23 protein-coding genes are annotated in these 25,865 nt (G+C 50.6%); 10 read left to right on the forward strand and 13 right to left on the reverse strand.

Translation table 11 applies throughout. From position 1 onward, the window contains the following. Positions 1 to 34: 34 nt before the first annotated feature. Genes LG288_RS04575 through LG288_RS04605 form a run of 7 tightly spaced genes read right to left on the reverse strand, consistent with a single transcriptional unit; the run spans position 35 to position 8,883 of the window. Complete coding sequence (locus LG288_RS04575; protein WP_404402477.1) at positions 35 to 1,978, reverse strand: acetoacetate--CoA ligase; 1,944 nt, start codon at positions 1,976 to 1,978, stop codon at positions 35 to 37. Between the two features lie 2 nt (positions 1,979 to 1,980). Continuing rightward, the gene (locus LG288_RS04580) at positions 1,981 to 2,895 is read right to left on the reverse strand and encodes a hydroxymethylglutaryl-CoA lyase (RefSeq protein WP_404402479.1); all 915 of its coding nucleotides are present in this window, start codon (positions 2,893 to 2,895) and stop codon (positions 1,981 to 1,983) included. Then, entirely contained in the window at positions 2,895 to 4,868 is a 1,974-nt protein-coding gene (locus tag LG288_RS04585) for an acetyl/propionyl/methylcrotonyl-CoA carboxylase subunit alpha (RefSeq protein ID WP_404402481.1), read from the reverse strand. Before LG288_RS04585 ends, LG288_RS04580 begins: the two co-directional genes overlap by 1 nt. 13 nt (positions 4,869 to 4,881) lie before the next feature. Beyond that, positions 4,882 to 5,667, reverse strand: a complete 786-nt coding sequence (locus tag LG288_RS04590; protein WP_404402483.1) for an enoyl-CoA hydratase-related protein — start codon at positions 5,665 to 5,667, stop codon at positions 4,882 to 4,884. A 13-nt stretch (positions 5,668 to 5,680) separates the two neighbouring features. Further along, the gene (locus LG288_RS04595) at positions 5,681 to 7,288 is read right to left on the reverse strand and encodes a carboxyl transferase domain-containing protein (protein ID WP_404402485.1); all 1,608 of its coding nucleotides are present in this window, start codon (positions 7,286 to 7,288) and stop codon (positions 5,681 to 5,683) included. 9 nt (positions 7,289 to 7,297) lie between these two features. After that, positions 7,298 to 8,467: an isovaleryl-CoA dehydrogenase gene (locus LG288_RS04600; RefSeq protein ID WP_404402487.1), complete on the reverse strand. Its 1,170-nt coding sequence runs from the start codon at positions 8,465 to 8,467 to the stop codon at positions 7,298 to 7,300. A 14-nt stretch (positions 8,468 to 8,481) separates the two neighbouring features. After that, positions 8,482 to 8,883, reverse strand: coding sequence for a MerR family DNA-binding transcriptional regulator (locus tag LG288_RS04605; protein ID WP_404402489.1), 402 nt, complete (start codon positions 8,881 to 8,883; stop codon positions 8,482 to 8,484). 77 nt (positions 8,884 to 8,960) lie between these two features. Between LG288_RS04605 and LG288_RS04610 the strand changes: the two genes are divergently transcribed. Next, entirely contained in the window at positions 8,961 to 10,142 is a 1,182-nt protein-coding gene (locus LG288_RS04610; RefSeq protein WP_404402491.1) for an acetyl-CoA C-acyltransferase, read from the forward strand. Positions 10,143 to 10,151: 9 nt separating this feature from the next. On the opposite strand, the gene LG288_RS04615 is transcribed toward LG288_RS04610, so the two are convergent. Beyond that, positions 10,152 to 11,030 (reverse strand): EamA family transporter, encoded by an 879-nt coding sequence (locus tag LG288_RS04615; protein ID WP_404402493.1) that lies wholly within the window; start codon positions 11,028 to 11,030, stop codon positions 10,152 to 10,154. A 67-nt stretch (positions 11,031 to 11,097) separates the two neighbouring features. Here LG288_RS04615 and LG288_RS04620 point away from each other — a divergent pair, with 67 nt between their 5' ends. The 9 genes from LG288_RS04620 to rlmM all read left to right on the forward strand — a co-directional run bounded on the left by LG288_RS04620 (position 11,098) and on the right by rlmM (position 19,698). Further along, entirely contained in the window at positions 11,098 to 12,597 is a 1,500-nt protein-coding gene (locus LG288_RS04620) for a CoA-acylating methylmalonate-semialdehyde dehydrogenase (protein ID WP_404402495.1), read from the forward strand. A gap of 12 nt (positions 12,598 to 12,609) precedes the next feature. Beyond that, positions 12,610 to 13,767, forward strand: a complete 1,158-nt coding sequence (locus tag LG288_RS04625; RefSeq protein ID WP_404402497.1) for an acyl-CoA dehydrogenase family protein — start codon at positions 12,610 to 12,612, stop codon at positions 13,765 to 13,767. 9 nt (positions 13,768 to 13,776) lie between these two features. Further along, the gene (locus LG288_RS04630; RefSeq protein ID WP_404402499.1) at positions 13,777 to 14,916 is read left to right on the forward strand and encodes an enoyl-CoA hydratase/isomerase family protein; all 1,140 of its coding nucleotides are present in this window, start codon (positions 13,777 to 13,779) and stop codon (positions 14,914 to 14,916) included. Positions 14,917 to 14,937: 21 nt separating this feature from the next. Beyond that, the gene (mmsB, locus tag LG288_RS04635; RefSeq protein ID WP_404402501.1) at positions 14,938 to 15,834 is read left to right on the forward strand and encodes a 3-hydroxyisobutyrate dehydrogenase; all 897 of its coding nucleotides are present in this window, start codon (positions 14,938 to 14,940) and stop codon (positions 15,832 to 15,834) included. Positions 15,835 to 15,846: 12 nt separating this feature from the next. Then, a complete protein-coding gene (locus LG288_RS04640) occupies positions 15,847 to 16,611 on the forward strand; it encodes an SDR family oxidoreductase (protein ID WP_404402502.1) in 765 nt (254 codons plus the stop codon). A gap of 93 nt (positions 16,612 to 16,704) precedes the next feature. Next, positions 16,705 to 17,604 (forward strand): transcriptional regulator GcvA, encoded by a 900-nt coding sequence (locus tag LG288_RS04645; protein WP_404402504.1) that lies wholly within the window; start codon positions 16,705 to 16,707, stop codon positions 17,602 to 17,604. After that, complete coding sequence (locus LG288_RS04650) at positions 17,601 to 18,212, forward strand: alpha/beta fold hydrolase (RefSeq protein ID WP_404402506.1); 612 nt, start codon at positions 17,601 to 17,603, stop codon at positions 18,210 to 18,212. The genes LG288_RS04645 and LG288_RS04650 overlap by 4 nt, the downstream gene beginning before the upstream one ends. After that, complete coding sequence (locus LG288_RS04655) at positions 18,209 to 18,589, forward strand: DUF423 domain-containing protein (RefSeq protein ID WP_404402508.1); 381 nt, start codon at positions 18,209 to 18,211, stop codon at positions 18,587 to 18,589. The genes LG288_RS04650 and LG288_RS04655 overlap by 4 nt, the downstream gene beginning before the upstream one ends. Beyond that, on the forward strand, positions 18,589 to 19,698 hold the full coding sequence (gene rlmM, locus LG288_RS04660) for a 23S rRNA (cytidine(2498)-2'-O)-methyltransferase RlmM (protein ID WP_404402510.1): 1,110 nt from the start codon (positions 18,589 to 18,591) through the stop codon (positions 19,696 to 19,698). Before LG288_RS04655 ends, rlmM begins: the two co-directional genes overlap by 1 nt. 76 nt (positions 19,699 to 19,774) lie before the next feature. On the opposite strand, the gene LG288_RS04665 is transcribed toward rlmM, so the two are convergent. From LG288_RS04665 to LG288_RS04685, 5 genes are all read right to left on the reverse strand, one after another. After that, on the reverse strand, positions 19,775 to 20,779 hold the full coding sequence (locus LG288_RS04665; RefSeq protein WP_404402512.1) for an isocitrate dehydrogenase: 1,005 nt from the start codon (positions 20,777 to 20,779) through the stop codon (positions 19,775 to 19,777). A gap of 128 nt (positions 20,780 to 20,907) precedes the next feature. After that, on the reverse strand, positions 20,908 to 22,455 hold the full coding sequence (locus LG288_RS04670; RefSeq protein ID WP_404402514.1) for a hypothetical protein: 1,548 nt from the start codon (positions 22,453 to 22,455) through the stop codon (positions 20,908 to 20,910). After that, complete coding sequence (locus LG288_RS04675) at positions 22,452 to 22,826, reverse strand: DUF3192 domain-containing protein (protein WP_404402516.1); 375 nt, start codon at positions 22,824 to 22,826, stop codon at positions 22,452 to 22,454. Before LG288_RS04675 ends, LG288_RS04670 begins: the two co-directional genes overlap by 4 nt. 25 nt (positions 22,827 to 22,851) lie before the next feature. Continuing rightward, positions 22,852 to 24,207: a nucleotide 5'-monophosphate nucleosidase PpnN gene (gene ppnN, locus LG288_RS04680; protein WP_404402518.1), complete on the reverse strand. Its 1,356-nt coding sequence runs from the start codon at positions 24,205 to 24,207 to the stop codon at positions 22,852 to 22,854. A 50-nt stretch (positions 24,208 to 24,257) separates the two neighbouring features. Then, the gene (locus tag LG288_RS04685) at positions 24,258 to 25,796 is read right to left on the reverse strand and encodes a diguanylate cyclase (protein WP_404402520.1); all 1,539 of its coding nucleotides are present in this window, start codon (positions 25,794 to 25,796) and stop codon (positions 24,258 to 24,260) included. Between the last annotated feature and the right edge of the window lie 69 nt (positions 25,797 to 25,865).

Genomic DNA, 25,865 nt, shown 5'->3' on the forward strand with positions numbered 1-25,865 from the left:
AGCTTGTTAATAAAGTTTTTTAAAAGGCTCGTTATCAGTTCAATTCGGGCCGGTCACGAAACTCGTCGAGTGCCTCTGGATTAGCCAGGGCGTCGGTGTTTTTAACCGGCTCGTTATGGACTACATTGCGAACCGCTAATTCCACAATCTTACCACTGATTGTGCGCGGGATGTCAGCCACTTGCAATATAACAGCCGGAACATGACGGGGGGTTGCATTAGCGCGTACGGTTTTCTTTATTTTGTCCCGCAGCTCATCATCCAGACTGATGTCATCGCGGAGTTTGACGAACAAAACAACGCGTTCATCGTCTTCATGCTGTTGCCCAATGGCAATACTTTCCATCACTTCGTCGACTTTTTCGACCTGGCGATAAATTTCCGCTGTACCAATACGAACGCCACCGGGATTCAAAACGGCATCAGAACGGCCATAAATTATCACTCCGCCATGTTCGGTTAACTGCGCAAAGTCGCCGTGAGCCCAGGTGTTTTCAAAGCGGGCAAAGTAGGCGTTAAAGTAACGTTCGCCATCATCGTCCTGCCAAAAGCCAAGGGGCATAGAAGGAAACGAATTTTCACAGACCAATTCGCCTTTCTCGCCTTCGACTGGCTCGCCAGTGTCATTGTAGACATTAACCGCCAGCCCCAGCCCGCGACACTGCAGTTCACCGCGATAGACCGGTAGAATAGGGCAGCCAAGGGCAAAGCAGGACAGGATATCGGTGCCGCCGGAAATCGAAGACAGACACACATCCGTTTTGATGTCGCGATACACGTAGTCGAAACTTTCCGGGGGTAAAACCGAACCTGTGGTCAGCAGGGTGCGTAATTTTTCAAGGTCATGAGACTCCCGTGGCTTAACGTCTGCTTTTTCCAGTGCTGCGAGGTACTTAGCACTGGTACCAAAGACGGTGATACCTTCCTGTTCCGCCACATCCCACAGGAACTTAGCTTCGGGAGCGAACGGAGAACCGTCAAAGAGCACCAGCGTGGCATCATGAGCCAGCCCGCTGACCAGCCAGTTCCACATCATCCAGCCACAGGTAGTGAAATAAAATAAGACGTCTTCACTGCTCAGATCAGTATGCAGTCCATGTTCTTTGAGATGCTGTAACAGCGTGCCGCCGGCACCGTGAATAATGCACTTTGGAACACCCGTGGTGCCGGATGAAAACATAATATAAAGCGGGTGATTAAATTCGGTAGTGACAAACTCAATATCGGTAGCATCATTGTCAGTTAAGTGCTCCCAGCTGATAACCTGATCCCCTGTCAACTGGTCACTCTGGTCACTAAAACTAACCAGTATCAGTTGTTCCACACTGTTAAGCTGATCGAGTATATCCGCTACTTTATCTTTAATATTAAGATTTTTGCCATTGTAAAAATAACCATCGACAGTTAACAACACTTTCGGCTCTATCTGGCCGAAGCGATCGACGACACCCTGCACACCAAAGTCCGGTGAACAAGAGGACCAGACAGCACCAAGACTTGTCGTCGCTAACATGGCAACCAGGGTTTCAATGCAATTGGGCATCATTGCAGCGACCCGGTCGCCTTTAACAACGCCGGCTTGCTTCAGTCCGGCCGCAGTTTGCGCGACAAGCTGATAAAGTTCTCCGTAAGTCAGTTGCTGTCGGCTTCCGTCCTCGCCACGGAAAATCACCGCTACTTTATTATCGCGGCGGCGTAACAGATTCTCTGCAAAGTTCAGTTTGCCTTCAGGAAACCATGTTGCTTGCGGTAGTTTTTCCTTATCAACAACAATGTTGTCACCCTTATCGCCGATAACCTGAAAGTAGTCCCAAATCATTGACCAAAAACATTCACTGTTTTCCACAGACCACTGATAAAGATCCTGGTAATTGGCCAGTGTCTGGCCTTGCAGCGTATTCACCTGCTGTAAAAAGTCAGTCATTTGTGCATCAGCAATGGTATCTGCCGATGGCTGCCAGAGTGGTGTTGTTGTCATAGTCACTTCCCTTGTTTGGCGAGTTCGGCCAGCGCGACCTGTGAACGCGGGCCATGACCTAAATGTTGGCAAATGCCAGCGCCGGCAGCAATCAGTTTTTCTAAATTAATACCGGTGTCGATGCCCATCCCGTGCAGCATATAAACCACATCTTCGGTGGCGACATTGCCACTGGCTCCTTTAGCATAAGGACAGCCGCCTAATCCGGCTACCGCACTGTCGATGGTCGCGACTCCGACGGGCAGGCATGCACTAATGTTGGCCAGAGCCTGGCCATAGGTATTGTGAAAATGCAGTGCAAGATGTTCGACAGGTACTTCTGCGGCGACTGCCTGCAGCATTTCTCTGGCCTTTAATGGGGTGCCGGTACCAATGGTGTCACCCAGAGATATTTCATAGCAGCCCATGTCATACAGCGTTTTTGCCACCCGCACCACATCGGCTAGCGGCACGTCACCCTGGTAAGGGCAGCCAAGTACGCAAGATACATAGCCCCGCACAGGAATACCTTGTTCTTTGGCAGCGCTGATGACGGGCTGAAAGCGGGCCAGAGATTCATCGATGCTGCAGTTGATATTTTTTTGACTAAACGCTTCAGAAGCAGCGCCAAATACCGCCACTTCATCAGTATTTACCGCCAGCGCGTTATCAAAACCTTTCAGGTTAGGGGCTAAGCCGGCATAAGTGACACCCTTAGCCCGGTTGATACGCTGCATAACGTCTGCACTGTCCGCCATTTGCGGCACCCACTTAGGGCTGACGAAACTGGCGCTTTCGATATAGCTCAGGCCGGCTTCGGTTAGCTGGTCAATCAATTCAACCTTTGCGGCCGTCGACACAGCCACTTCGTTTTGCAGACCGTCACGAGGACCTACTTCGACGATTTTTACCCGCTCAGGCAGTGAAGTCGTGGTCATTATTCCTCCTCGGTCATTGCCATTAGCTCATCACCATCGCTGACTAAGTCGCCGGCAGCGTAGTAAATTTCGGTGATCTCACCACTGTGACCGGCACGAATGGTGTATTCCATTTTCATCGCTTCCATGATCACCAGCGGCTGATCCTTTTCAACCGTGTCGCCCGGGTTGACCAGCACTTCCATGATAGTGCCGTTCATTGGTGCCACAAGTCCGCCATGGGCAGCTTCATCAACCAGAGTGTCAGTCACTTTGTGGCGGTGCAGGGTAACCGGACCTTGCTCGGTAAATACGGTTAACTCTTGGTCATCCGCGCAAATAAAGCGCTGATAGCGATAGCCATTACGAATGACTGTAAGCTGATCGTCATTAACCTGAACCTGCCAGGTACATTGGTTGTCGTCTTCACCGGTAATAAAATGGTCGCCCCGTTGCTCAACAGCAACCACATGTACCTCGCCCTGATGCTGCAGTTCTATTTGATGCACGGCGGCGTCATTCAGACGCATGGCATTTGCTTGCTGCCAGGGCGATGCGGTAGCAGCCAGCCCATTTTGTCGAGACACAACGTCATACAAAGCAGCCTCTGTGCCAATTCGCTGAATATCAATGTCATCAGCGGGCATCAGCGATTGTTCGTGTTGCTGAATAAACTCTGTGGTCAGGTTCATTTGCACAAATTCGGGATGACTGGCTAAGCGGTGTAAAAAGTCGATATTGGTAGTTAGACCGGTTAACCGGTACTGACGTAACGCCCGTTGCAGTTTTAATAGCGCCCGCTGGCGGTCAGTATCCCAGACAATCAACTTAGCGATCATTGGATCATAGAACGAAGAGATTTCATCGCCTTCGGTAATACCGGTATCGATACGTACACCCGGTTCACCTTCAGGCGTGCGTAAATGGCGGATCTGGCCGGTACAGGGTAGAAAGTCGTTGTCCGGATCTTCTGCGTAAATCCGTGCCTCAAAAGCGTGACCGGTGACTTGAATATCATCTTGTATCAGCGGCAGTGGCTGGCCTGAAGCAACTAACAGTTGCCACTCGACTAAATCCTGACCCGTTACCATTTCGGTCACCGGGTGTTCAACCTGTAGCCGGGTGTTCATCTCCATAAAGAAAAACTCACCGCTTTGGTCGTACAGGAACTCGACCGTACCGGCGCCTACATAGTCAATGGCCTGGGCAGCTTTTACGGCAGCCTCACCCATGGCTTTACGAGTGCTCTCAGTCAGTGCCGGGGCAGGGGCTTCTTCCAGCACCTTTTGGTGGCGACGTTGTACTGAGCAATCACGCTCGGCTAAATATACGGCGTTACCATGCTCGTCACAAAACACCTGGATTTCGACGTGACGTGGATTACGGATAAAGCGCTCGAACAGCATTTTGTCGTTGCCAAACGAGGAATTTGCTTCGCGCTTGGCTGAGGCCAGCGCCTGGTCAAACTCGTCAATGCTTTCGACCACCCGCATGCCTTTGCCGCCGCCGCCATAGGCTGCTTTTAAGAGTAACGGGAAGCCAACTTCTTCGGCTTTCGCTTTTAATGCTGCGGGCTCTTGCTCGCTGCCATGGTAACCGGGCACTAACGGCACGCCGGCTTCCTGCATAATGGCTTTGGCGGCACTTTTTGAGCCCATTGCGGCGATTGATGATACCGGAGGGCCAACAAAGATCACGTTGTTTTGCTGACATAAATCAGCAAACGCTTCGTTTTCGGATAAAAAGCCATAGCCCGGGTGAATTGCTTCGGCAGCGGTTTGTTTGGCAGCGTCGATGATCTTGTCGGCGCGCAAATAGCTGTCACTGCTGGCAGCCGGGCCGATATGAATGGCTTCGTCGGCTAAAGAGACATGGCGTGAATTGCGATCGGCATCCGAGTAAACCGCAATGGTGCGAATGCCCATGGATTTTGCTGTGGCAATGATACGACAGGCAATTTCACCACGGTTGGCAATCAATAATGATTTAATCATGCTAGTTCCTGTATTAACTGTCGTTGCGCCAGGCGGCCGGGCGCTTTTCTAAAAACGCTGATAAGCCTTCCTGGCCCTCGTCCGATACGCGAATTTTGGCAATTTCTTCTATCGTATGCTGTCTGACGCGTTCATCAACAGGGCGCGAACCAACGTTGGCTATCAGCTGTTTACAGGCGGCGACCGCCTGTGGACTGTTATTGAGTAACGCATCCAGCCATTCGTTTAGAGCATTGTCAAAATCATCGACAATACGGTGTACCAAACCTAATTGTTGTGCCTCGTCAGCAAAAAAACGTTCTGCAGTCAGCAGATACCGGCGTGCCTGACGTTCACCCATGGCTTTGACTACGTAAGGGCTGATAACAGCCGGAATTAAGCCAATTTTAACTTCGCTTAAACAAAAACTACTCTTAGGCTGGGCTAACACCATATCTGCGCAGGCGGCAAGTCCTACTGCGCCGCCAAAGGCCGCACCTTGTACTAATGCTATAGTGGGTTTAGACAGTTGATCGAGGCGTTGCATTAGCAGGCTAAGCTGGCCGGCGTCATCAATATTCTGCTGATAATCCTTGTCAGCCATCGATCGCATCCAGTTAAGATCGGCACCGGCGGAAAAGTTTTTGCCTTGTGACTGCAAAACTAACACGCGCACGTTGTCGTCGTTGTCGGCCTTATTAAGAGCCTCAAGCAACTCTGTAATCATGATATCGTCAAAGGCGTTATGCTCGTCGGGACGATTTAAAGTTAGCCGCGCGACACCCCTGGCATCGACATCGTAACGGGTATATTGACTCATCGGAACCTCCGGGTTACATGCGGAAGACGCCGAAGCGGCTATCTTCAATAGGAGAATTTAACGAGGCTGCAATGCTTAAACCCAGCACTTCACGTGTCTGCGCCGGGTCGATAATGCCGTCGTCCCACAATCGACCTGAAGCATAGTAGGGGTGGCCCTGCTGCTCATACTGGTCAATGATCGGCTGCTTGAGTTCCTGCTCTTGTTGTTCGCTCATGCTTTCGCCTTTGCGGGCCAGGTTATCTTTAGTCACCTGCGCCATAACACCTGCGGCCTGTTCTCCTCCCATTACCGAAATGCGGGCATTGGGCCACATAAACATCATGGTAGGATCATAAGCCCGGCCACACATGCCGTAGTTACCGGCACCATAACTACCGCCAATGAGCACGGTAAACTTAGGCACATTAGCGCAAGAAACCGCCATTACCATTTTGGCGCCGTGTTTGGCGATACCTTCGGCTTCGTATTTTTTACCAACCATAAAGCCGGTGATGTTTTGCAAAAATACCAGCGGAATTTTGCGCTGCGCGCACAACTCAATAAAATGCGCGCCTTTTTGCGCACTTTCCGAGAACAAAATTCCATTGTTGGCAACGATCCCAACCGGGTAGCCGTGAATACGGGCAAAGCCGGTGACCAGGGTATTACCGTAATTGGTTTTAAACTCATCAAAATCAGAATCGTCGACCACGCGGGCAATAACTTCGTGCACATCGTAGGGCTTGCGCAGGTCTGTGCCGACAATCCCGTAAATTTCTTTGGCATCAAAGCGTGGTGGCTTGCCCGGCGCGCGATCCAGTTCAGTTGGTTGAGGCCGGTTCAGGCGTGCTACAGAACGGCGCGCCAGAGCTAATGCATGTTCGTCGTTATGAGCAAAATGGTCAGCAACACCGGAAATCCGTGTGTGTACATCGGCACCACCTAACTCTTCGGCACTGACTTCTTCACCGGTTGCTGCTTTAACCAATGGCGGCCCTGCTAAGAAGATAGTTCCTTGCTCTTTAACAATGACACTCTCGTCGGCCATCGCCGGGACATAAGCACCACCGGCGGTACACAGGCCCATGACCACGGCAATTTGTGGAATGCCTTTGGCTGACATTTTGGCCTGGTTAAAGAAAATACGACCAAAGTGGTCTTTATCCGGAAAGACTTCATCCTGGCGGGGCAAGTTAGCACCACCGGAATCGACCAGGTAAATACAAGGTAAGTGACAGCGCTCGGCGATTTCCTGCGCGCGCAAATGCTTTTTAACCGTCAGGGGGTAATAGGTGCCGCCTTTAACGGTCGCATCGTTAGCCACAATCATGCACTGGACACCTTCTACCTGGCCAATACCGGCGACCACACCGGCGGCAGGAACATAATCGTCGTAACAATCCCAGGCTGCAAACTGGCCGACTTCTAAAAACGGAGAGCCGGCGTCCAGTAGTTTATTGATGCGATCACGGGGCAACAACTTACCCCGTGATAAATGACGTTCCTGATATTTCGGGCCGCCACCTTGTTTAATCTGAGCGACTTTTTCCTGTAAATCAGTGACCACTTCTTGCATGGCCTGCTGATTTGCTTTGAATTGCTCGTCGCGGGTATTAACTTTACTGGTTAAAATCGCCACGGTTGCTCCTTATTTGGATTCGCTGAATAGCTCTCGGCCGATTAACATACGACGGATCTCTGAGGTTCCGGCACCAATTTCGTAGAGCTTAGCATCACGCAGTAAGCGACCGGTAGGGTACTCGTTAATGTAACCGTTACCACCGAGTAACTGAATTGCATCCAGGGCCAGTTGAGTCGCCAACTCGGCGGAATACAAAATAGCACCGGCTGCATCTTTACGGGTTGTCTCACCCCGGTCACAGGACTGGGCTACTGCGTAAACGTAGGCCCGGGCGGCATTGGTGCGTGTGTACATATCCGCAACTTTACCCTGCACCAGCTGAAATTCACCGATGGCTTTGCCAAACTGAGTGCGGTCGTGTACATAGGGGACAACGGTATCCAGACAAGATTGCATGATACCAAGTGGGCCGGCGGCTAATACCGCGCGCTCGTAATCCAGCCCGCTCATCAGCACTTCAACGCCACCATTAAGCTTGCCGAGAATGTTTTCTTCCGGCACTTCGACATCTTCAAACACCAGTTCACAAGTGTTTGAACCGCGCATACCCAGTTTGTCCAGCTTTTGCGCCTGGGAAAATCCGGGTGAGTCTTTTTCGACGATAAAGGCGGTAATGCCCCGTGAGTTTTTCTCGGGGTCTGTTTTGGCATAAATAACGAAAACATGAGCGTCGGGACCATTGGTGATCCACATCTTATTGCCGTTTAAAATAAACTTATCGCCCTTTTTCTCTGCCCGCAGCTTCATGCTGACAACATCAGAACCGGCATTAGGTTCGCTCATGGCCAGCGCACCGACGTATTCGCCGGTACATAATTTAGGCAGGTACTTTTCTTTTTGCGCATCATTGCCGTTGCGGGCAATCTGGTTAACACATAAGTTTGAATGGGCCCCATAACTCAGGCCAACAGAGGCCGAGGCACGGCTGATTTCTTCCATGGCAATGACATGCTCCAGGTAACCCATACCCGAACCACCGTACTGCTCATCAACCGTCAGACCCAAGAGGCCCATATCTCCCAGTTTGCGCCACAAGTCAGCGGGGAATTCATTTTTTTCATCAATCTCAGCGGCGCGCGGAGCGATTTCATCACGTGCAAACGCATTGACTTGTTCACGCATCATGTCGGCGGTTTCGCCAAGACCAAAATTAAAGGTAGTGTACTGACTGATCATAATTACTCCTGAGATTAAACTTCTCTAGCTAACGGTTTGATGTTGGCGAGTTCGTCCTGACAGCGCTGCTCTAAACCACTCAATTCCGTTAAAAGTACGTTGATATCTTCCATTTGCTGACGCAAAGAGACTTTTTTTTCTTCGATAAGCTCAAGCACTTTTTCAAGCTGAGCGATTGAACTGTTATCGGCGTCATAAAGCTCAAACAATCGGCGTGTCTCAGCTAACGAAAAACCGAGGCGTTTACCCCGCAAGACCAGCTTTAGCCGGACCCGGTCTTTGTTGGTGTAAATACGGTGTTGACCCTGGCGAGCCGGCGACAACAGGCCTTCGTCTTCGTAAAAACGAATACTGCGGGTGGTGATGTCAAATTGTTTTGCCAGTTCGCCAATTGAATAGGTGATTTTATTACTCATCAGACTTGCTTTTTGGTTGCTCTAAGATCTAAGCTTAGAGGAAGTTTACGTTAACGTAAAGGGTAATTGGAGGAAACATGTCGAGCGATTCAATCGTTATTGTCGCTGCTAATCGCACACCAATGGGCGGTTTTCAGGGGAGTTTAAGTGAGGTCAGTGCACCTGATCTGGGAGCTGCAGCGATCAAAGCCGCGTTAAAAAACAGCGGTCTGGCGGCAGAAGATGTGTCGGAAGTGATCATGGGAAATGTGCTGCCCGCCGGTGTGGGTCAGGCTCCTGCTCGCCAGGCCATGTTGCATGCCGGGTTGCCCCGTTCTACTGGAGCCACAACCATTAATAAGGTGTGCGGTTCTGGCCTGAAGGCGGCGATGGTTGCTCATGATCTAATTAAAGCCGGATCGGCCGATGTCGTGGTTGCCGGTGGTATGGAAAGCATGTCGCGCGCGCCGTATTTATTAGCCAAAGGACGTAGCGGTTATCGCATGGGCCATGGTCAAGTGCTCGATCATATGATGCTGGACGGGCTGGAAGATGCTTATGAAAATCAGGCGATGGGCAGCTATGCGCAGGCAACGGCTGATGAGTATAAAATTGATCGCGAAGCCATGGATCAATTTGCCATCGGCTCGTTAACTAAAGCCCAAAAGGCCATCAATGACGGTTTATTCGACAGCGAAATCACTCCGGTAACCTATGAAACTCGCAAAGGCGAAGTAACGGTCGATACCGATGAACAACCGGGTAAAGCGCGACTGGATAAGATTCCGCAGCTGCGCGCCGCGTTTAAGAAGGATGGGACCATTACTGCAGCTAACTCCAGCTCGATTTCTGATGGCGCCGCGGCACTGATTTTAATGCGCGAGAGCGATGCAAAGGCCAAAGGTTTGCAACCGCTGGCACGAGTTATGGGTCACGCCACCCATTCACAGGCGCCGGCTGAGTTTACCGTAGCGCCGATTGGTGCGATGAACTCATTGCTGAAAAAACTGGACTGGAGCAAAGATGACGTTGATTTATGGGAAATTAACGAAGCCTTTGCGATGGTGACTATGTTGGCGATTCAGGAAATGAAACTGGATGCGAACAAGGTCAACATTCATGGCGGTGCCTGTGCGCTCGGTCACCCTATTGGCGCCAGTGGTGCGCGTTTGTTAGTGACTTTGCTGCATGCATTGAAGGAAACTAACCAACAACGCGGCATCACCTCCTTATGTATCGGTGGTGGTGAAGCCGTCGCGCTGGCCGTAGAGATGATCTAAGGCGTTTGTTTAGCCGGCGGGTTTGAGTTTTCGCGCCCGCCCGGCAAGCCAAACGGCAAGCACGATAACGAACGCCCCAGCAGTTAAACGAAGCAAGTCGACTGACTGGTCCCAGAACAGCACATTAACAAGGATGCCGGCAGGGATTAAGGCGTTGTTCATGCTTGCCAGCTGGCCGGTATTGACTTTTTTGGTGCCGATATTCCAGCCAAGGTAACCAAGCCCGGAGGCTACGACACCAAGCCAGAGCAAAATTCCCCATTGCAGGCTGGTAGTTGGCTGGCGGCTCATATCGGCGAACAGGACAACACCAAGGCCGGCGATAACACTGGCGCCGAAAAAGAAAGCGGCAAATTGCTGACTTTGTGCCAGTGCTTTACCCGTAGGCAGACGCTTATACGCAACCTGCCCCGAGGCGAAGCACAGATTGGCTGCCTGAATCAGGAAAAATCCGGTGATGAAGTCATCGGACAAAGGTTGATAGCGAATTATCGCGGCGCCAAGAACGGACACAGCGGCAGCCAGCCACCATAACAGGGGTAAATGTTTGCGGTTGAGGATCAGTTCGTCAATCAGCGTGATATAAAGGGGTGTAAAAATAGTGAACAAAAGCACTTCGGCAACACTCAGATACAAGAACGCATGATACAGGAAAAGATACATAGCACCGATTTGCACGGCACCAATAAGGGCCAGTTTATACAGTTGAGGTAACTGCCCGGTTTTCGGAGACAGGTACCGCCAGCGGAATAACGGCAGCACAGTGATCAATGCTAGAATCATGCGAATAAATACAACCAGATAGCCGTCAACCTGGCCGGCAAGGTAAACGCCGATTAGCGAAAAGCTGGCGGCCCAAAGTACAGTAATCAGAATTAAGAGGGTCACGTTAAGGCTCACTTAACTAAATTAGCTCATCAATGGATGACAAAATAACACAATAAGAAGGTGAATTATGTCTAAGAAAGTGCCTCTGTATATAGATGGTGAATTTGTCGCCTCGAAGTCAGAACAGTGGATCCCGGTGACGAACCCGGCAACTCAGGAAGTCATTGCTGAAGCGCCAGTTGCTACACAAAGCGAAATGGAAGCGGCAGTTAACAGTGCCCGCGAAGCTTTTAAAACCTGGAAAGAAGTGCCTGTTTCTGAGCGGGCACGGGTAATGATGCGTTACCAGGCGTTGTTAAAAGAACATCAGGAAGAAATTGCTGAAATTCTGGCCCAGGAAACCGGTAAAACCTTTGAAGACGCCAAAGGTGACGTCTGGCGTGGTATTGAAGTTGTCGAACAAGCCGCCAACATTCCGTCGCTACTGATGGGTGAAACTGTTGAAAACGTTGCCCGTAAAATTGATTCATACAGCTATACACAGCCGTTAGGTGTCTGTGCAGGTATTACCCCGTTTAACTTCCCGGCCATGATCCCGCTGTGGATGTTCCCGCTGGCAATCGCTTGCGGTAATACGTTTATTCTTAAGCCTTCTGAGCAGGATCCGTTAACACCAACGCGTTTGGTCGAGCTGTTTGAAGAAGCTGGCGCACCGAAAGGCGTGTTACAGGTATTGCACGGCAATAAACAACAGGTCGACTTCCTGTTAGACCATCCTGATGTGCGTGCCTTGTCGTTCGTTGGCTCAGTGCCAGTGGCTGAATACATTTATCGGCGTGGTACAGAAAACGGTAAGCGGGTACAAGCCTTTGCCGGTGCTAAGAACCACTGCGTTATTATGCCGGATGCCAATAAACAGCAAGTCATCAACAACATGGTTGGCTCATCGGTTGGTGCTGCCGGTCAGCGCTGCATGGCAATTTCTGTGGCGGTATTTGTCGGCGCGGCTAAAGAGTGGATCCCTGAGATTGCCGAAGCCATTGCTAAGGTTCGTCCGGGTGCCTGGGATGACGAAAATGCCGCTTACGGGCCGGTGATCAGTCCACAGGCTAAAGAGCGCATCGAAGGTCTTATCACACAGGGTGAACAAGAAGGCGCGAAACTGTTGGTTGATGGCCGTAACTGTCAGGTCGAGGGTCTGCCGGATGGTAACTGGGTTGGGCCAACGGTATTCTCTAACGTAACGCCTGAGATGGAAGTGTACAAAACCGAAATTTTTGGACCGGTTTTATGCACCACCGAAGTGGACAGTTTAGAAGATGCGCTGGAGCTGGTTAACAACAACCCTTACGGTAATGGTACCTCAATCTTTACCGCAAGCGGTGCCGCAGCACGCAAATACCAACATGAAGTGGAAGTCGGCCAGGTCGGTATCAATATTCCGATTCCGGTACCGCTGCCGTTCTTCTCATTCACTGGCTGGAAACGCTCATTCTTTGGCGACCTGCATGCCTATGGTAAACAGGGCGTGCGCTTTTACAGTGAAACAAAAACCGTTACAGCGCGTTGGTTTGAAAGTGACCTGGAAGACCCAGCGGGTCCGAACATGTCAATTAACCTAAGGTAGTAGGGAATAACCATGAACTTTGAATTATCAGAAGACCAACAAGCCTTTGTCGACACGGCTAAAGCCTTTGCTGATAAAGAGTTAGCCCCTAATGCGGCGAAGTGGGACGAAGAACATCACTTCCCTATCGAGGTATTTCGTAAAGCTGGTGAAATGGGCTTTATGGGCATGTATACCCCAGAGGAAGCGGGTGGCTTTGGTATGAGCCGTCTTGATTCTGCGCTGATATTTGAACAACTGGCGGGTGGCTGCACAGCCACCACCGCGATGATGACCATTCACAACATGGTCAGCTGGATGATTGGCTCCTTTGGGCAGCAGTCCGTTATTGATCAGTGGGTACCAGAGCTGGTTACCGGTGACAAGTTGGGTTCCTACTGCTTAACCGAACCTGGTTCAGGCTCGGACGCGGCAAGTTTACGCACTACCGCTAAGAAAGAGGGTGACGAGTACGTTATTAATGGCTCCAAAATGTTTATCTCAGGGGCTGGTGAAACTGACGTGCTGGTGGTTATGGCTCGCACCGGTGAAGACGGCCCTAAGGGTATCTCGGCTTTTGTAGTACCGGCTGATGCCAAGGGTATTAGTTACGGCAAAGCCGAAGATAAAATGGGCTGGAACGCGCAGCCAACCCGGCTGGTTACTTTCGAAGACGTCCGTATCCCGGCTGAAAACCTGTTAGGCAAAGAAGGCGAAGGTTTTAAATTTGCCATGATGGGCTTAGACGGTGGTCGTATCAATATTGCCGTGTGTTCGGTGGGCACTGCGCAGGCAGCCCTGAATACCGCGGCTGCTTACATGCAGGAACGCACTCAGTTTGGTAAGCCGCTGGCGGCTTTTCAGGCGTTGCAGTTTAAATTGGCTGATATGGTGACAGAGCTGGTAGCAGCGCGGCAAATGGTACGTCTGGCTGCCGCAAAAGTAGACGCTATTGATGCTGACAAAACAACCTATTGCGCTATGGCTAAACAATTTGCCACCGATGTCGGCTTTAAGGTTTGTAATGATGCCCTGCAGTTGCACGGCGGCTATGGTTACATCAGAGAATACCCGTTAGAGCGGCATGTTCGTGACGTGCGGGTGCATCAGATCCTGGAAGGAACCAACGAGGTGATGCGTCTTATTATTGGTCGCCGTGTGTTATCAGACCTTGACCGCGAAATTTTGTAAGGAGCTTCCATGCAAGAGGTGGTATTAATTGAAGAAATCAACGCCGGTGACAAAGTCATCGGCGTTGCCACATTAAATTCTGAAAAATCACTCAACGCACTGAGCCTGGCGATGGCGGAAAAACTGCTGCCACAGTTGCAGCAGTGGGCCAATGACGAACGGGTGGTTTGCGTTTGGTTACAAGGCGCTGGTGAAAAAGCCTTTTGTGCCGGTGGTGATATTGTTGCAATGTACAAAGCCATGCAGGCTGAACCCGGAAAGCTGGTATCCGAGGTCGAGAACTTCTTTACTCAGGAGTACCAACTGGATTACGCCATTCAGACCTTTCCGAAACCGCTGATTTGCTGGGCAGACGGTATTGTTATGGGGGGCGGTATGGGTCTTATGAATGGCGCCAGTCACCGCATCGTTACCGATCGCTCATTGCTGGCGATGCCGGAAGTCAGCATCGGTTTATACCCCGATGTCGGAGCAACCCATTTTCTTAACCGTATGCCCGCAGGCTGTGGTTTATTTTTGGGCATGACCGGCGCGCCGATGAATGCCAACGATGCCTTATTTTTAAAGCTGGCCGATCACTATCTGGGCCATCAGCACAAGACCGCAGTAATGGATAAGTTGCAGCAATTGACATGGGGCGACACCGGTGCATTGAATAAGGAAAAAGTCACTGATTTACTTAATCAAATGGCTGCAGATGACTTAACTGACATGCCCACTCCGCAAGTAGAGCCGATGCACCCACACATTCAGGCATTGACCGCTGGCAACGAGGTTAGTGAGGTGGTGCAGGCGATTCTTGCCGATGAGCTCGATGATGCCTGGCTGAGTCGCGCCCGGCGCAATTTACAAAAGGGCTGTCCAATGACCGCTCATATTGTCTGGAACCAGTTACAGCAAGGTGCCGGCCTTTCGTTAGCCGATTGTTTCCGGCTGGAACTGACGTTGTCCTGCAATTGTGCTGTGCGGGGTGATTTTGCCGAAGGTATCCGCGCTTTATTGATCGATAAGGACAAAGAACCCCGCTGGCAACACAGTTCAGTAAGTGACATCACGGCAGCCGAGGTAGACGCATTTTTTCTGCCGCCCTGGGGTGAACGAAAACATCCGCTGGCGGATATAGAGACTGTTCTCTCAAATCAATCATAAAAAAAAGGAATGGTGAATCCTATGGCAACCGTAGGTTTTATTGGTTTAGGAAATATGGGTGGCCCAATGGCTGCCAACTTGGCCAAAGCTGGTCATCAGGTAAAAGCATTTGACCTTTCGGAGCAGGCGCTTGCAGCGGTTACTGAGGCCGGCGCTTCCGCTATGAGTACTGCCCGTAGCGCTGTTGAGGGGGTGGATTTTGTAGTTACCATGTTACCTGCTGACCACCACGTTAAAAATCTTTATCTTGGGTCTGATGGCCTTATTGGTCTGCTCAGTGACAAGCAGTTAGTGATCGATTGCAGCACGATATCTTCTGAAGCAGCAGTTGAAGTAGGAACCGAGCTGGAGAACGCCGGTATAGGCTTTATTGACGCGCCCGTCTCCGGCGGTGTGGGAGGCGCTAAGGCCGGAACTCTGACCTTTATCTGTGGCGGCAATGAAGAGAACGTTGACCGTGCCCGTGCAGTACTAAACGACATGGGCAAGAATGTTTTCCGCGCCGGGGATATCGGAGCCGGGCAAATTGCTAAAATCTGCAACAATATGTTGTTGTCAGTGCTTATGGTCGGTACCTCCGAGGCATTGCAGTTAGGCAAAGCCAATGGTCTGGATCCGCAAGTGTTATCCGAGATTATGCTGCAAAGTTCGGGTCGCAACTGGACTTTAGAAGTTTATAATCCATGTCCGGGTGTGATGGATGGAGTACCCTCAAGCAATGATTATCAGGGCGGCTTTATGGTTGATTTAATGGCCAAGGATCTGGGGCTGGCGCAGCAGAATGCGCTAAAGGCCGGAGCCACCACCCCAATGGGCTCGTTAACCCGTAATCTTTATCACAGCTGGGCTCAGCAAGGCCATGGCCGACAAGATTTCTCCAGTATTTTTAATTATCTGCAACCCGTGACCAACAAGTAACAGAGGCGACTTATGCAAGTTAAAGACAGTGTGATTGTAATAACCGGCGGAGCCCAGGGTCTGGGTCTGGCAATGGCCGAAGATTTTGCCCGCCAAGGCGCTAAGTTGGCACTGCTGGATATTAATGGTGATGTGCTGGGCGATGCTCAGGAGCATTGCGAAAAACTGGGAGCTGCCAAAGTCATCGGTTATGAAGTGGATATTACTGACGAAGAATCCGTAGAAACCGTATTTGAACAAATTCAGCAGGAATTTGATGGCATTGATGTACTGGTAAATAACGCCGGTTTACTGCGCGACGGTTTACTGATTAAGTACAAAGACGGTGAACTGAAGCAAAAAATGCCATTACAGCAGTTTCAGTCAGTGCTGGATGTGAACCTGACCGGTACGTTTTTATGTGGTCGTGAAGCTGCTGCGCAGATGGTTAAGGCCAACAAGAAAGGCGTTATTATTAATATCTCCAGTGTTGCCCGGGCCGGCAACATGGGTCAGACCAACTACTCGGCCACGAAAGCCGGTGTTGTTGCTATGACGGTAACCTGGGCCCGTGAACTGGGTCGCTACGGCATTCGTTGTGGCGCTATTGCCCCGGGCTTTATCGAGACTCCGATGACAGCGCAAATGAAGCCCGAAGCGATTGATCGTGCCTTAGCTATGGTCCCGTTGAAACGCTGGGGGCAACCTGCCGAGATTGCGCACACGGCACGCTACATTATTGAGAATGACTTCTTTAGCGGCCGCGTCGTTGAGATTGATGGTGGTGTCAGACTGTAAACCCTTTGCTCAGTATTAACTAAATAGTCTTTCACAAGGCGTCTCTGTTATAGTTGTTTTATTATAAACGGCGTAATTGAGGCGCTTTTTTTCATGCGTAAACTGCCCCCGCTAAATGCTTTAAAGTCTTTTGAAGTAGCGGCTCGTCACCTAAGTTTTACCAAAGCGGCTGAAGAGCTTTTTGTTACCCAGGCTGCGGTGAGCCACCAGGTGAAAGCACTTGAAGACTTTTTGCAGTTAAAACTTTTTATCCGTCGTAACCGTTCGTTATTATTAACTGAAGAAGGTCAGGCTTACTACCTGCAGTTACGCGATATCTTTGAGCAATTGGCACAGGCAACAGATACCCTGAGGCGGGTATCCGAACGCGGAGCATTAACCATATCGGTGCCGCCAAGCTTTGCTATTTTGTGGTTTGTGCCGCGGTTAAGCAGTTTTCGCGAGGAACATCCTGACATGGATATCCGCATTAAAGCGGTGGACGAGATTACCGGCTCACTGACGGATGATGTTGATGTCGCCATCTACTACGGTGACGGGCGCTGGCCCCACGTAAAAAGTTATCGTTTGCACAAAGAGTATCTTTGGCCTGTTTGCTCGCCTTTACTGATTGATAAAGCCGGAATTGAGAAGCCGGAAGATTTGCTCAAACAGCCGCTGCTCCATGATGAAACCCGTAACGCCTGGCAAGATTGGTTCGCTTTAGTCGGTCTTAACCACTATAAAGGTGATAACGGCCCGGTGTTTAGCCATTCAAGTCTGGCGCTACAGGCGGCAGTTCATGGGCAGGGTACCGCGCTGGCCAACAATGTGCTGGCCAAACCGGAAATTGACAGCGGCCATCTGGTGCGTGTTTTCCCGCAGGCTTTACCGCGCAATAAAGCGTTTTATTTAGTTTGCCGTGACAATCAGGCGGAAGTCGGTAAAATCGCCACCTTTCGTCAATGGTTACTGGCTATGGTCGAGAAAGAAGAAACAGAGTTTAGTGAATGACGGGTTATCAACAGCAACACACAGAAGGTACCTTTCGGGTCGTTTTTCTGCATGGCTCGGGCGCAGGCCCGGATACGCCATTTATGAACTTCTTTGCTGAGCAATTTATTGCTTCAGGAGCTGAAGTGGTGCGGCCTGACTTTCCGTACTGGCAACAGGTGCGGGAAACCGGGAAGAAACGGCCGCCTAACAAAATGCCGGTATTAGTTGAGTCTATTGATCAGTTGCTGTCAGTTCTGCAGCAAGATGGCAAACCGCTGGTGTTAATGGGGAAGTCACTGGGTAGCCGGGTGATGCTGCGATTAGCGGATAAACATAATGCCAGTGCGCTAATTGCCCTTGGGTTTCCGTTTTATCCGCCGCAAAAGCCGGAAAATTCAAGACTGCAGGAGTTATCAATGACTTCCGTCCGCGGGCTTATTCTGCAGGGCACCCGTGACCCCTTTAGCAAGCCGTTGCAGGCTGCTAAGGTTGAGTTGCCGGCTAATTGGCAGTTACAGTGGCTGGAGGGTGCCGATCACGGGTTTTCTGCAACCAGGGCAAAGGCGACTGATACTGCGCGGATATGGCAACAGGCAGCAACGGCCATTAAGGAGTTTTTTCCATGAGTCAGCTATTTTTGATAGCAGCCGCTGTGTTAGGCGGTTCAGGTGTTATGCTGGGTGCCTTTGCTGCCCATGGTTTAAAGTCACGTTTAAGTGACACTTTGTTAAATGCGTTTGAAACTGGTGTTACGTATCAGTTTTACCATGCCTTGGCCCTGTTGATTCTGGCCTTATGGTTAAAGCAAGGCCAGTCAGTCTGGTTTATTGCCAGTGGTTATTTATGGCTGGCCGGTGTTCTTTTGTTTTCCGGGAGTTTGTATGCCCTGGCGCTGACTGGCATAAAGTGGTTTGGGCCGATTACGCCGTTCGGCGGTCTGCTGTTGATAGCAGGCTGGATAAGTTTGTTTGTAGGTGCGATAAAATTAGGAGCAGTAAGTTAATGAGTGGTAGTCATACCGGTATAATTCTGTTGTGCCGGGCAGGTTTTGAGGGCGATTGCGCCGCAGAAATTCAGGATAAAACGGCACAACTGGGTGTGTTTGGTTATTGCCAGACACAGCCGGACCAGGCGTATGTGACTTATCACTGCCAGCTGGAAGAAGCCGACCATATTGCCCGCAAACTGGAATTAAAAGAGTTGGTGTTTGCGCGTGAGATGCTGGTGACACTGGGTGCCGTGAAGTTAGCCGGGGTTGACGATCGAGCCAGCGAAGTAATCGCTGCGCTAAAACCGCACCAGGAAAGCTTTGGTCTGGCCGGTGAGTTGCGGGTTACCACGCCGGACACTAACGAAGCCAATCAATTATCTAAATTTTGTCGCAAGTTCAGTGTACCCCTAAGGCAGGCATTGCGAAAAAACGAGTTGTTAAGCCATAAGCCGTTAGCAAAGCGCCCGCTGCTGCACGTGTTATTTGTTAACTCTGCCCATGCGCTGGTTGGTTATTCCTACAGCTATAATCAAACGGCTTACCATGGAGGTATTGTGCGACTGCGGATGCCCAAAGACGCTCCTAGCCGTTCCACCTTAAAGTTAGATGAAGCTTTTCAGGTTTTTGTACCCGAACACGAACAGGAAAAACGCATCCAGGCCGGTATGAAAGCAGTGGATTTAGGCGCTGCCCCGGGTGGCTGGACCTACCAGCTGGTAAGGCGCGGGATGATGGTTCAGGCGGTGGACAATGGACCAATGGCGGAAGCGCTGATGGAAACCGGTCAGGTAAAACATATTCAGGAAGATGGCTTTAAATTTCGGCCAAAGCGCCGCAACATTAACTGGTTGGTCTGCGATATGGTCGAAAAGCCGGCACGGGTTGGTGAATTGATGACCGACTGGCTGCTGGAGGGGTATTGCCAGGAAGCTATCTTCAATTTAAAGCTGCCGATGCGGCAACGCTATGCAGCTGTTAAAGAATACCTTGAACAAATTCAGGAACAGCTACAGACTTTGGGTACTAAGCCCTTTGAAATTCAGGCAAAGCATCTGTACCACGACCGCGAAGAAATCACCGTGCACTTGCGCTGGTTACCGCGGCCGGCTAAAGCGGCGTAGGTTGCTTTTACAGCAATAGGTTGCGAGTGCCGGTGAAAGATAACAGCCAGCAGTTAAAAGCTGGCTGTTTAGGCTTTTAAAGACGTTCAATTACTGCTTGTGTGAAGTCTGTGGTGCCGTGGCTGCCACCTAAATCACGGGTTGTGCGGTCGCCGGATTCGATGACATCGGCTAGCGCCTGCGTGATTTTTTCTGCTTTATCCTGCAAGCCGAGGTATTCCAGCATCTGAATTGAAGCTAAAATAACAGAGCTTGGGTTAGCCAGATTTTTGCCGGCAATGTCCGGAGCTGAGCCGTGTACCGCTTCAAAAATCGCGCAGTCTTTGCCAATGTTGGCGCCCGGAGCCATTCCCAGTCCACCGACTAATCCGGCACACAGGTCAGAGAGAATGTCGCCAAATAAATTGGTGGTAACAATAACGTCAAAATCTTCCGGATTCATCACCAGGCGCATGCAGGCCGCATCAACGATCATTTCAGCTGACTCGATGTCAGGGTACTCTTCCGCAATTTCGCGAGCCACTTTCAGGAACAAACCGGAAGTCGACTTTAAGATGTTGGCTTTGTGGACAGCCGTCACTTTTTTACGACCTTCGCGTTGTGCCAGTTCGTAAGCGAAGCGAACAATACGCTCGGCACCTTCACGAGTGATTTTACTCATGGCCTCAGCTTCTGAGCCGTCCTCTGAAACTTTCTGTCCCAGCCCCGAATACATTCCTTCCGTGTTTTCACGAACGGTAATAATATCGACGTTTTCGTAACGTGCCTGGGTACCTTTAAAGGATTTTACCGGGCGTAAATTGGCATAAAGTCCAAAATGTTTACGCAGACTAACGTTAATCGATGAGAAGCCTTCGCCGACCGGAGTGGTCAGAGGGCCTTTCAGAGTTATGCTATTGCGGGCTATGGTATCCAGTGTTTCCTGCGGCAGCAGTTCACCGGTTTTTTCCAAAGCTGCCAGACCTGCATCGACATACTCGTAATCGAAATCACATCCGACTTTATCCAGGATTTCCAGTGCGGACTTAACAATATCCGGACCGATACCGTCACCGGGGATGACTGTAATTTTTGTACTCATAACGCTTTCCTTTTACCGAATAACGACTCTGTCACCAGAGGGGGAGGGCCTTTTTTATCGTCGTAAGTCTAGCACCGAAGCCATGTGCAGACCAGTCGACAAAGATATAGACAAATTAATTGCAGGTATTAATTTGCTGAATAGCTAAGCTCAACAAGGGGGCTGTACGGGTGACTGCTGGCAACACTGCTGTGCAAGATTTTTCTAAAGTCCAGTTCGGTTAGGTCCAGGCAATCGAGTGCCTGCTTCAGCTGCTGTCTGCTATCCACTGTCAGTTTCGCCTGGGGCTGGAAAATGCGTGCTACGGCTAAATTCGCCAGTGTCATGATCGCTGGCAGTGGATGCTGTGGATAGTCTTGGGGGCTAAGCAAAGGCTGCAGCGGATCCGTTAACTGCCAGCGATGGATTAACTGTCGTGCCAGTCGTTGATGGGCTTGCCGGGAAGTGCTGGCCTCGGTATTTACCCAGCTTTGTTTGGTTGCCGATGTCAGTTGCTTAATCTCGGGCCAGTGTGTTGCCTGCAACAAGCGGGGACTGCGGAACAGATCCGCTGCACTTAGCAGCGCCAGTAACGCAGCCGGCGCTGGAAGCTTGCACTCTGCCTGAAAGGCAAGCTTTCGTAACAGTATGGTCAGCAGAGACAAGCGTTGCATTAGCGATTGTTGCAGCGGCACACGCTGCTGCATGAATTGTTGTTGTAAAGACGCTGTAGCCAGTGTTACCGCCGCTCGCTGCCCTCCCAGCCACAAATAAACGTGCTTCAAATCCATTCGCTGCGGATTATTAGCGCTGATCGATTGCTGCTGAGCGGCTTGTCGTAAGCTGTCAGCCAGAACCGGGTGCTGCTGAATATGACGGATAAGCGGAGTGAGTGCCCCTTTGCCCGCACTAAACCGGCGGATGGCTGTCAACAGAGCCTTCGGCGCTTTATAGCTGAGGCTGGCCACTTTGTTATCAAGGTAACTGAGCTGCTCAAGTTGTTGCAAAGCTTTATAGGAAGGCGATGCAGGCCGTGACAGTTGCCACTGATGCATTTCAGTATAGGGTAGTTTTCGGGTTTGCTGAGCGTCAAGTTCCAGCGCAAGCAAATAGTCGTTCTCTGCATTGACCACATAAAGCCGTTCACCGCTGCTTTGTTGTTGCACAATACTGCCTGCCGTCCAGCCCGGCGGCGTATACAGGTGCTCCGCGTAAATCCAGTAACGGCTTCGCTGCTCACCGGCCAGTAGCTCAGACAAGGTACGCGATCCCGACAGGGGATCGAGCTGCATGCGGCTGAGGCTCAGGCACCACTGGCTAAAGTAATAACTGTCTGTCGTGGCGCTCTGCTCACCAAAAGCGGCTGACCAGATGGCCTGCTTAAGGCCTTTACGGCGCCAAAAGCTAAGGTTGTCGTTAACCGCCCGGGTAACGCAGGCGGCCGCTAATACCCGCCGATAATGAGTATGTAGCTGCAGTTTAGTGGCTAATTTAAGCGCGTTGACTGCACTAACGCAAGCCAGTTTAGCGGGCTGCTCAAGTGCGGTTGGCCGGGCAAAATAATGGGGTAATAGCTCAGCATAGCGGTGCCGGCTATATTCATCATCCAAATGTTGGATCCACTGATAAATGGACGCGGTTGTAGGTTCTGCCAGAGCCTGCTCCGCGGAACGTACGAGTAAACCCAGGCGACTCATTCCAGTGCCTGGTAGTCTTCGTAGGCATCACTGCCCCAGGCAACCAGCTGATTATCCCGGAACAATAAAGGAGTACACTCGTCTTTGCTGGTGATACCGTCTGAGGTAACATGATGAGTGCGGTAAAACAGGACCTGATGAGCGCCGCTGCTGGTTTCTTTAGCTTCATTGATGTCCGGCGAACCCAGCACACGGATTACGGCATCCTTGCTCATACCAAACTCTAACTGCCCAATTTGTTTAGCATTGTAGGTTTCCCGCTCCTGCCACTTCATATCAGCAGGGTCGGCCTGATATAAGCTCAATACCAGGCTGACAATGGCACCGTACGACACTACGCCGGCAATGAGAATTAAGACAATTTTACGCATGCTTGCTGGTTATCGCTAATTATCGCTATTCGGTAATCACTTTATAGCACGGATGATAGACTGAGCCAGGGAGTTTCATCCGGCCCTGCTCGACAAAAGCACGCAGTAAGTCATCAAGTCGTTTCATCAGACTATTTTCGCCATGAATAGTAAAAACGCCATGTTTGCGAATCTGGCGAATACCTTCGTCTTTAACGTTACCGGCCACGATCGCTGAAAAAGCCCTGCGCAAATCAGCAGCCAGCTGCTCTGTTGGCTGTTCAGGATGAAGGTTTAACCCGGCAACGTTCTCGTGCGTGGGGATAAACGGGCGCTGGAACTGATCGTCAATTTTTAGCGTCCAGTTAAAATAATAAGCGTCACCGGAATCGCGACGGTACTGCTTGACCGCGCCCATCCCTGCGTGCATTCGCTGAGCAACCGCGGCCGGGTCGTCGATGATAATGCGGTAAAGGTTTTTCGCCTGATCGCCCAAGGTGGCGCCGATGAATTCGTCAACAGCTTCAAAATAAGCGCGGGACGACTCAGGTCCGGTAAGAATAACAGGCAGGTTTTGTTGCGTGTTCTGCGGATGCATCAAAATACCCAGCAAATAAAGTAACTCTTCGGCAGTGCCGGCTCCGCCGGGAAAGATAACAATACCGTGAGCGCAACGTACAAAAGCTTCCAGTCGCTTTTCAATGTCCGGCAGAATGACCAGTTCATTGACAATCGGGTTTGGCGGCTCTGCGGCAATAATGCCCGGCTCAGTCAGGCCCAGATAACGACCGCCACTGACCCGTTGCTTGGCGTGACCGATGGTTGCCCCTTTCATGGGACCTTTCATCGCACCCGGACCACAGCCGGTACAGATGTTTAAGCCGCGCAAACCCAGGTGGTAGCCGACCTGTTTTGTGTATTTATATTCTGTTTCGTTTATCGAATGTCCACCCCAGCAGACCACCATATTGGGTTCTTCCATTGGCGTCAGGGTGCGGGCATTACGTAAAATATCAAACACTACGTGCGTCAGCGTGGCACTGTCTGCGGCCTGCAGTTCGGCTTCGGAATAACGCTCGCCGGTGAACAGAATATCGCGTAAGACAGATTCCAGTAGCTCACGAATACCAACAATCACTTCACCGTCGACAAAAGCTTCTTCCGGCGGCTCAATAAGTTCCAGCTTAATACCCCGTTCCTTACGGATGATATTAACCTGGAAGTCTTTATATGCATCATATATGTCAGCGCTGCTGTCGGTATGACTCCCAGAATTCAGTACCGCCAGGCAGCAGTTACGGAACAATTTGTACAGATGACTGTTCGACGATTGCTTTAACCGCTCGATTTCAAGTTGTGATAACAGGGACATACTGCCCTGTGGTGAAATACTGGCTCTCATGCTAATTAACTACTCCTGTTGCGCCACCACTATGGTGGTCCGGGCGCCTGTTAGTCTGCGCTGACCACTTGGTCACGGCCGCGTTTTTTGGCTTCATACAGAGCTTTGTCGGCCGCTTCAAATACATCGGTCAGCGTATCATTATCATTTTTAAACTGTGCGATACCGATAGAAATCGTAATACGAATGTCGTCACTTTTGAATTTAAACGGGATATTACAAATTTTGTCCCGCACAAGATTGAGACGCTGAACCGCTTTTTTAAGGTCTGTTTGCGGAAAGATAATAACAAACTCTTCTCCGCCGTAACGACAAACAAAGTCGGTCTGCTCTACGGACTTACGTAGCATACTGGCCAGCACCTGCAGAGTCTTATCTCCGGCTGTGTGGCCAAAGTTATCATTAATGCGTTTAAAATAATCAATATCGGCAACAGCAACACATAAGGGTTCTTTATAGCGCTTCCAGCGACCAAATTCTACTTCCAGGCGTTCTTCGAAGGCAGCCCGGTTAGGCAACTTGGTCAACGCATCCTGCAGGCTTTTAAATTTCTGCTCTGCCAGTTCTTTTTTATAAAATTGTACCTGGCGTTCCAGTTGTTGCAGGCGTTTTGACACTTTATCAAAGTGCTGATCAAAACTACGCCTTTCGTCAGACTCGATGCTCAACTTTTGTCTCAGGGCGGTGCTGATTGACTGCATATGCGCACTGACCAGCTGTTTTAATTCGGCCAGTTGCGTGGCTCCGCTGACGGACTCGCTCAGTTGCGTCATATTTACCTGCAACTGCTCGTTTAGGTTACCATTGCGTTTTGTGTATTCGTCCCGCTGCGACAAGGTTTGGCGCAAAGCGCCCTGCACTAATCCCAGGGTCTGGTTAAGTTCCAGCAGAAAACTTTGAGCCGACTGCCGTTCGTCGTTGATACTGGTAAAAATTTGTTTGATGAGTTCAATGACCAGTTGCATAAACTGTTCAGCCGACACTGGCCGCGCTAACTGCAAACGCACACGTTGCACTGTCTGGCCGGTTAACCCGTCAAAGTCAACCCGGTTGAGCAACTCCAGCAGCTCCTGTGCGGGAACGCGCGACTGGCCTTGTGACGGCGCAGTTTGGTCGGCGGCGCACAGCAACAGCTGTAAAAACTGAACCAGGATCGGAGTATAGTGATTAAGCGATATATGCGGCAATTCAAGTTGTGCTGCAATGCCCTGCAACTGCGCCTGCAGAGGAGCAGGCAAAGACTGCTTTTTCAGGCTGTTTAAGGTCTGCTGTGCCTGTTCAGAACTTTGTTTTAAGTTGCGTTGGGTAGTCAGTGTCTGGGATTCAATCAGGGCCTTGGTTTCATCAATCAGAGGGGCAACAGATTCAAGACTACGGTTACGCTGCAACTGGCTTCGTAATTTGCTCAGTTTACCGTCCAGCTCATGGTCCATGCCCTGGCAAGCGTAGGTGAGTCTGACGATCAAATCAGCAAACTCAGCCGCGTCACGGTTGTAATCGTGCTCTAGCTGCTGACGGGATTGAATACTCTGTTCAAGACGCTTCGATAACTGCTTGATTTTTGCTTCTGAACTACTGCTTATACTCAAAATAGGGCCTTAATTGCTGTTTGCTCGGCAACGGCTGCCTGCCATGCACAATATCTTTGTTATTGTACG

Source organism: Idiomarina seosinensis (assembly GCF_044797955.1).
In the GTDB taxonomy this organism is placed as follows: domain Bacteria; phylum Pseudomonadota; class Gammaproteobacteria; order Enterobacterales; family Alteromonadaceae; genus Idiomarina; species Idiomarina seosinensis_A.

What these genes read in the sequence shown, in the direction of transcription:
- LG288_RS04575 (WP_404402477.1), bottom strand. Translation starts at nt 1,978, where the DNA reads ATGACAACAACACCACTCTGGCAGCCATCGGCAGATACCATTGCTGAT.
- LG288_RS04580 (WP_404402479.1), bottom strand. Translation starts at nt 2,895, where the DNA reads ATGACCACGACTTCACTGCCTGAGCGGGTAAAAATCGTCGAAGTAGGT.
- LG288_RS04585 (WP_404402481.1), bottom strand. Translation starts at nt 4,868, where the DNA reads ATGATTAAATCATTATTGATTGCCAACCGTGGTGAAATTGCCTGTCGT.
- LG288_RS04590 (WP_404402483.1), bottom strand. Translation starts at nt 5,667, where the DNA reads ATGAGTCAATATACCCGTTACGATGTCGATGCCAGGGGTGTCGCGCGG.
- LG288_RS04600 (WP_404402487.1), bottom strand. Translation starts at nt 8,467, where the DNA reads ATGATCAGTCAGTACACTACCTTTAATTTTGGTCTTGGCGAAACCGCC.
- LG288_RS04605 (WP_404402489.1), bottom strand. Translation starts at nt 8,883, where the DNA reads ATGAGTAATAAAATCACCTATTCAATTGGCGAACTGGCAAAACAATTT.
- LG288_RS04610 (WP_404402491.1), top strand. Translation starts at nt 8,961, where the DNA reads ATGTCGAGCGATTCAATCGTTATTGTCGCTGCTAATCGCACACCAATG.
- LG288_RS04620 (WP_404402495.1), top strand. Translation starts at nt 11,098, where the DNA reads ATGTCTAAGAAAGTGCCTCTGTATATAGATGGTGAATTTGTCGCCTCG.
- LG288_RS04625 (WP_404402497.1), top strand. Translation starts at nt 12,610, where the DNA reads ATGAACTTTGAATTATCAGAAGACCAACAAGCCTTTGTCGACACGGCT.
- LG288_RS04630 (WP_404402499.1), top strand. Translation starts at nt 13,777, where the DNA reads ATGCAAGAGGTGGTATTAATTGAAGAAATCAACGCCGGTGACAAAGTC.
- mmsB (WP_404402501.1), top strand. Translation starts at nt 14,938, where the DNA reads ATGGCAACCGTAGGTTTTATTGGTTTAGGAAATATGGGTGGCCCAATG.
- LG288_RS04640 (WP_404402502.1), top strand. Translation starts at nt 15,847, where the DNA reads ATGCAAGTTAAAGACAGTGTGATTGTAATAACCGGCGGAGCCCAGGGT.
- LG288_RS04645 (WP_404402504.1), top strand. Translation starts at nt 16,705, where the DNA reads ATGCGTAAACTGCCCCCGCTAAATGCTTTAAAGTCTTTTGAAGTAGCG.
- LG288_RS04650 (WP_404402506.1), top strand. Translation starts at nt 17,601, where the DNA reads ATGACGGGTTATCAACAGCAACACACAGAAGGTACCTTTCGGGTCGTT.
- LG288_RS04655 (WP_404402508.1), top strand. Translation starts at nt 18,209, where the DNA reads ATGAGTCAGCTATTTTTGATAGCAGCCGCTGTGTTAGGCGGTTCAGGT.
- rlmM (WP_404402510.1), top strand. Translation starts at nt 18,589, where the DNA reads ATGAGTGGTAGTCATACCGGTATAATTCTGTTGTGCCGGGCAGGTTTT.
- LG288_RS04665 (WP_404402512.1), bottom strand. Translation starts at nt 20,779, where the DNA reads ATGAGTACAAAAATTACAGTCATCCCCGGTGACGGTATCGGTCCGGAT.
- LG288_RS04670 (WP_404402514.1), bottom strand. Translation starts at nt 22,455, where the DNA reads ATGAGTCGCCTGGGTTTACTCGTACGTTCCGCGGAGCAGGCTCTGGCA.
- LG288_RS04675 (WP_404402516.1), bottom strand. Translation starts at nt 22,826, where the DNA reads ATGCGTAAAATTGTCTTAATTCTCATTGCCGGCGTAGTGTCGTACGGT.
- ppnN (WP_404402518.1), bottom strand. Translation starts at nt 24,207, where the DNA reads ATGAGAGCCAGTATTTCACCACAGGGCAGTATGTCCCTGTTATCACAA.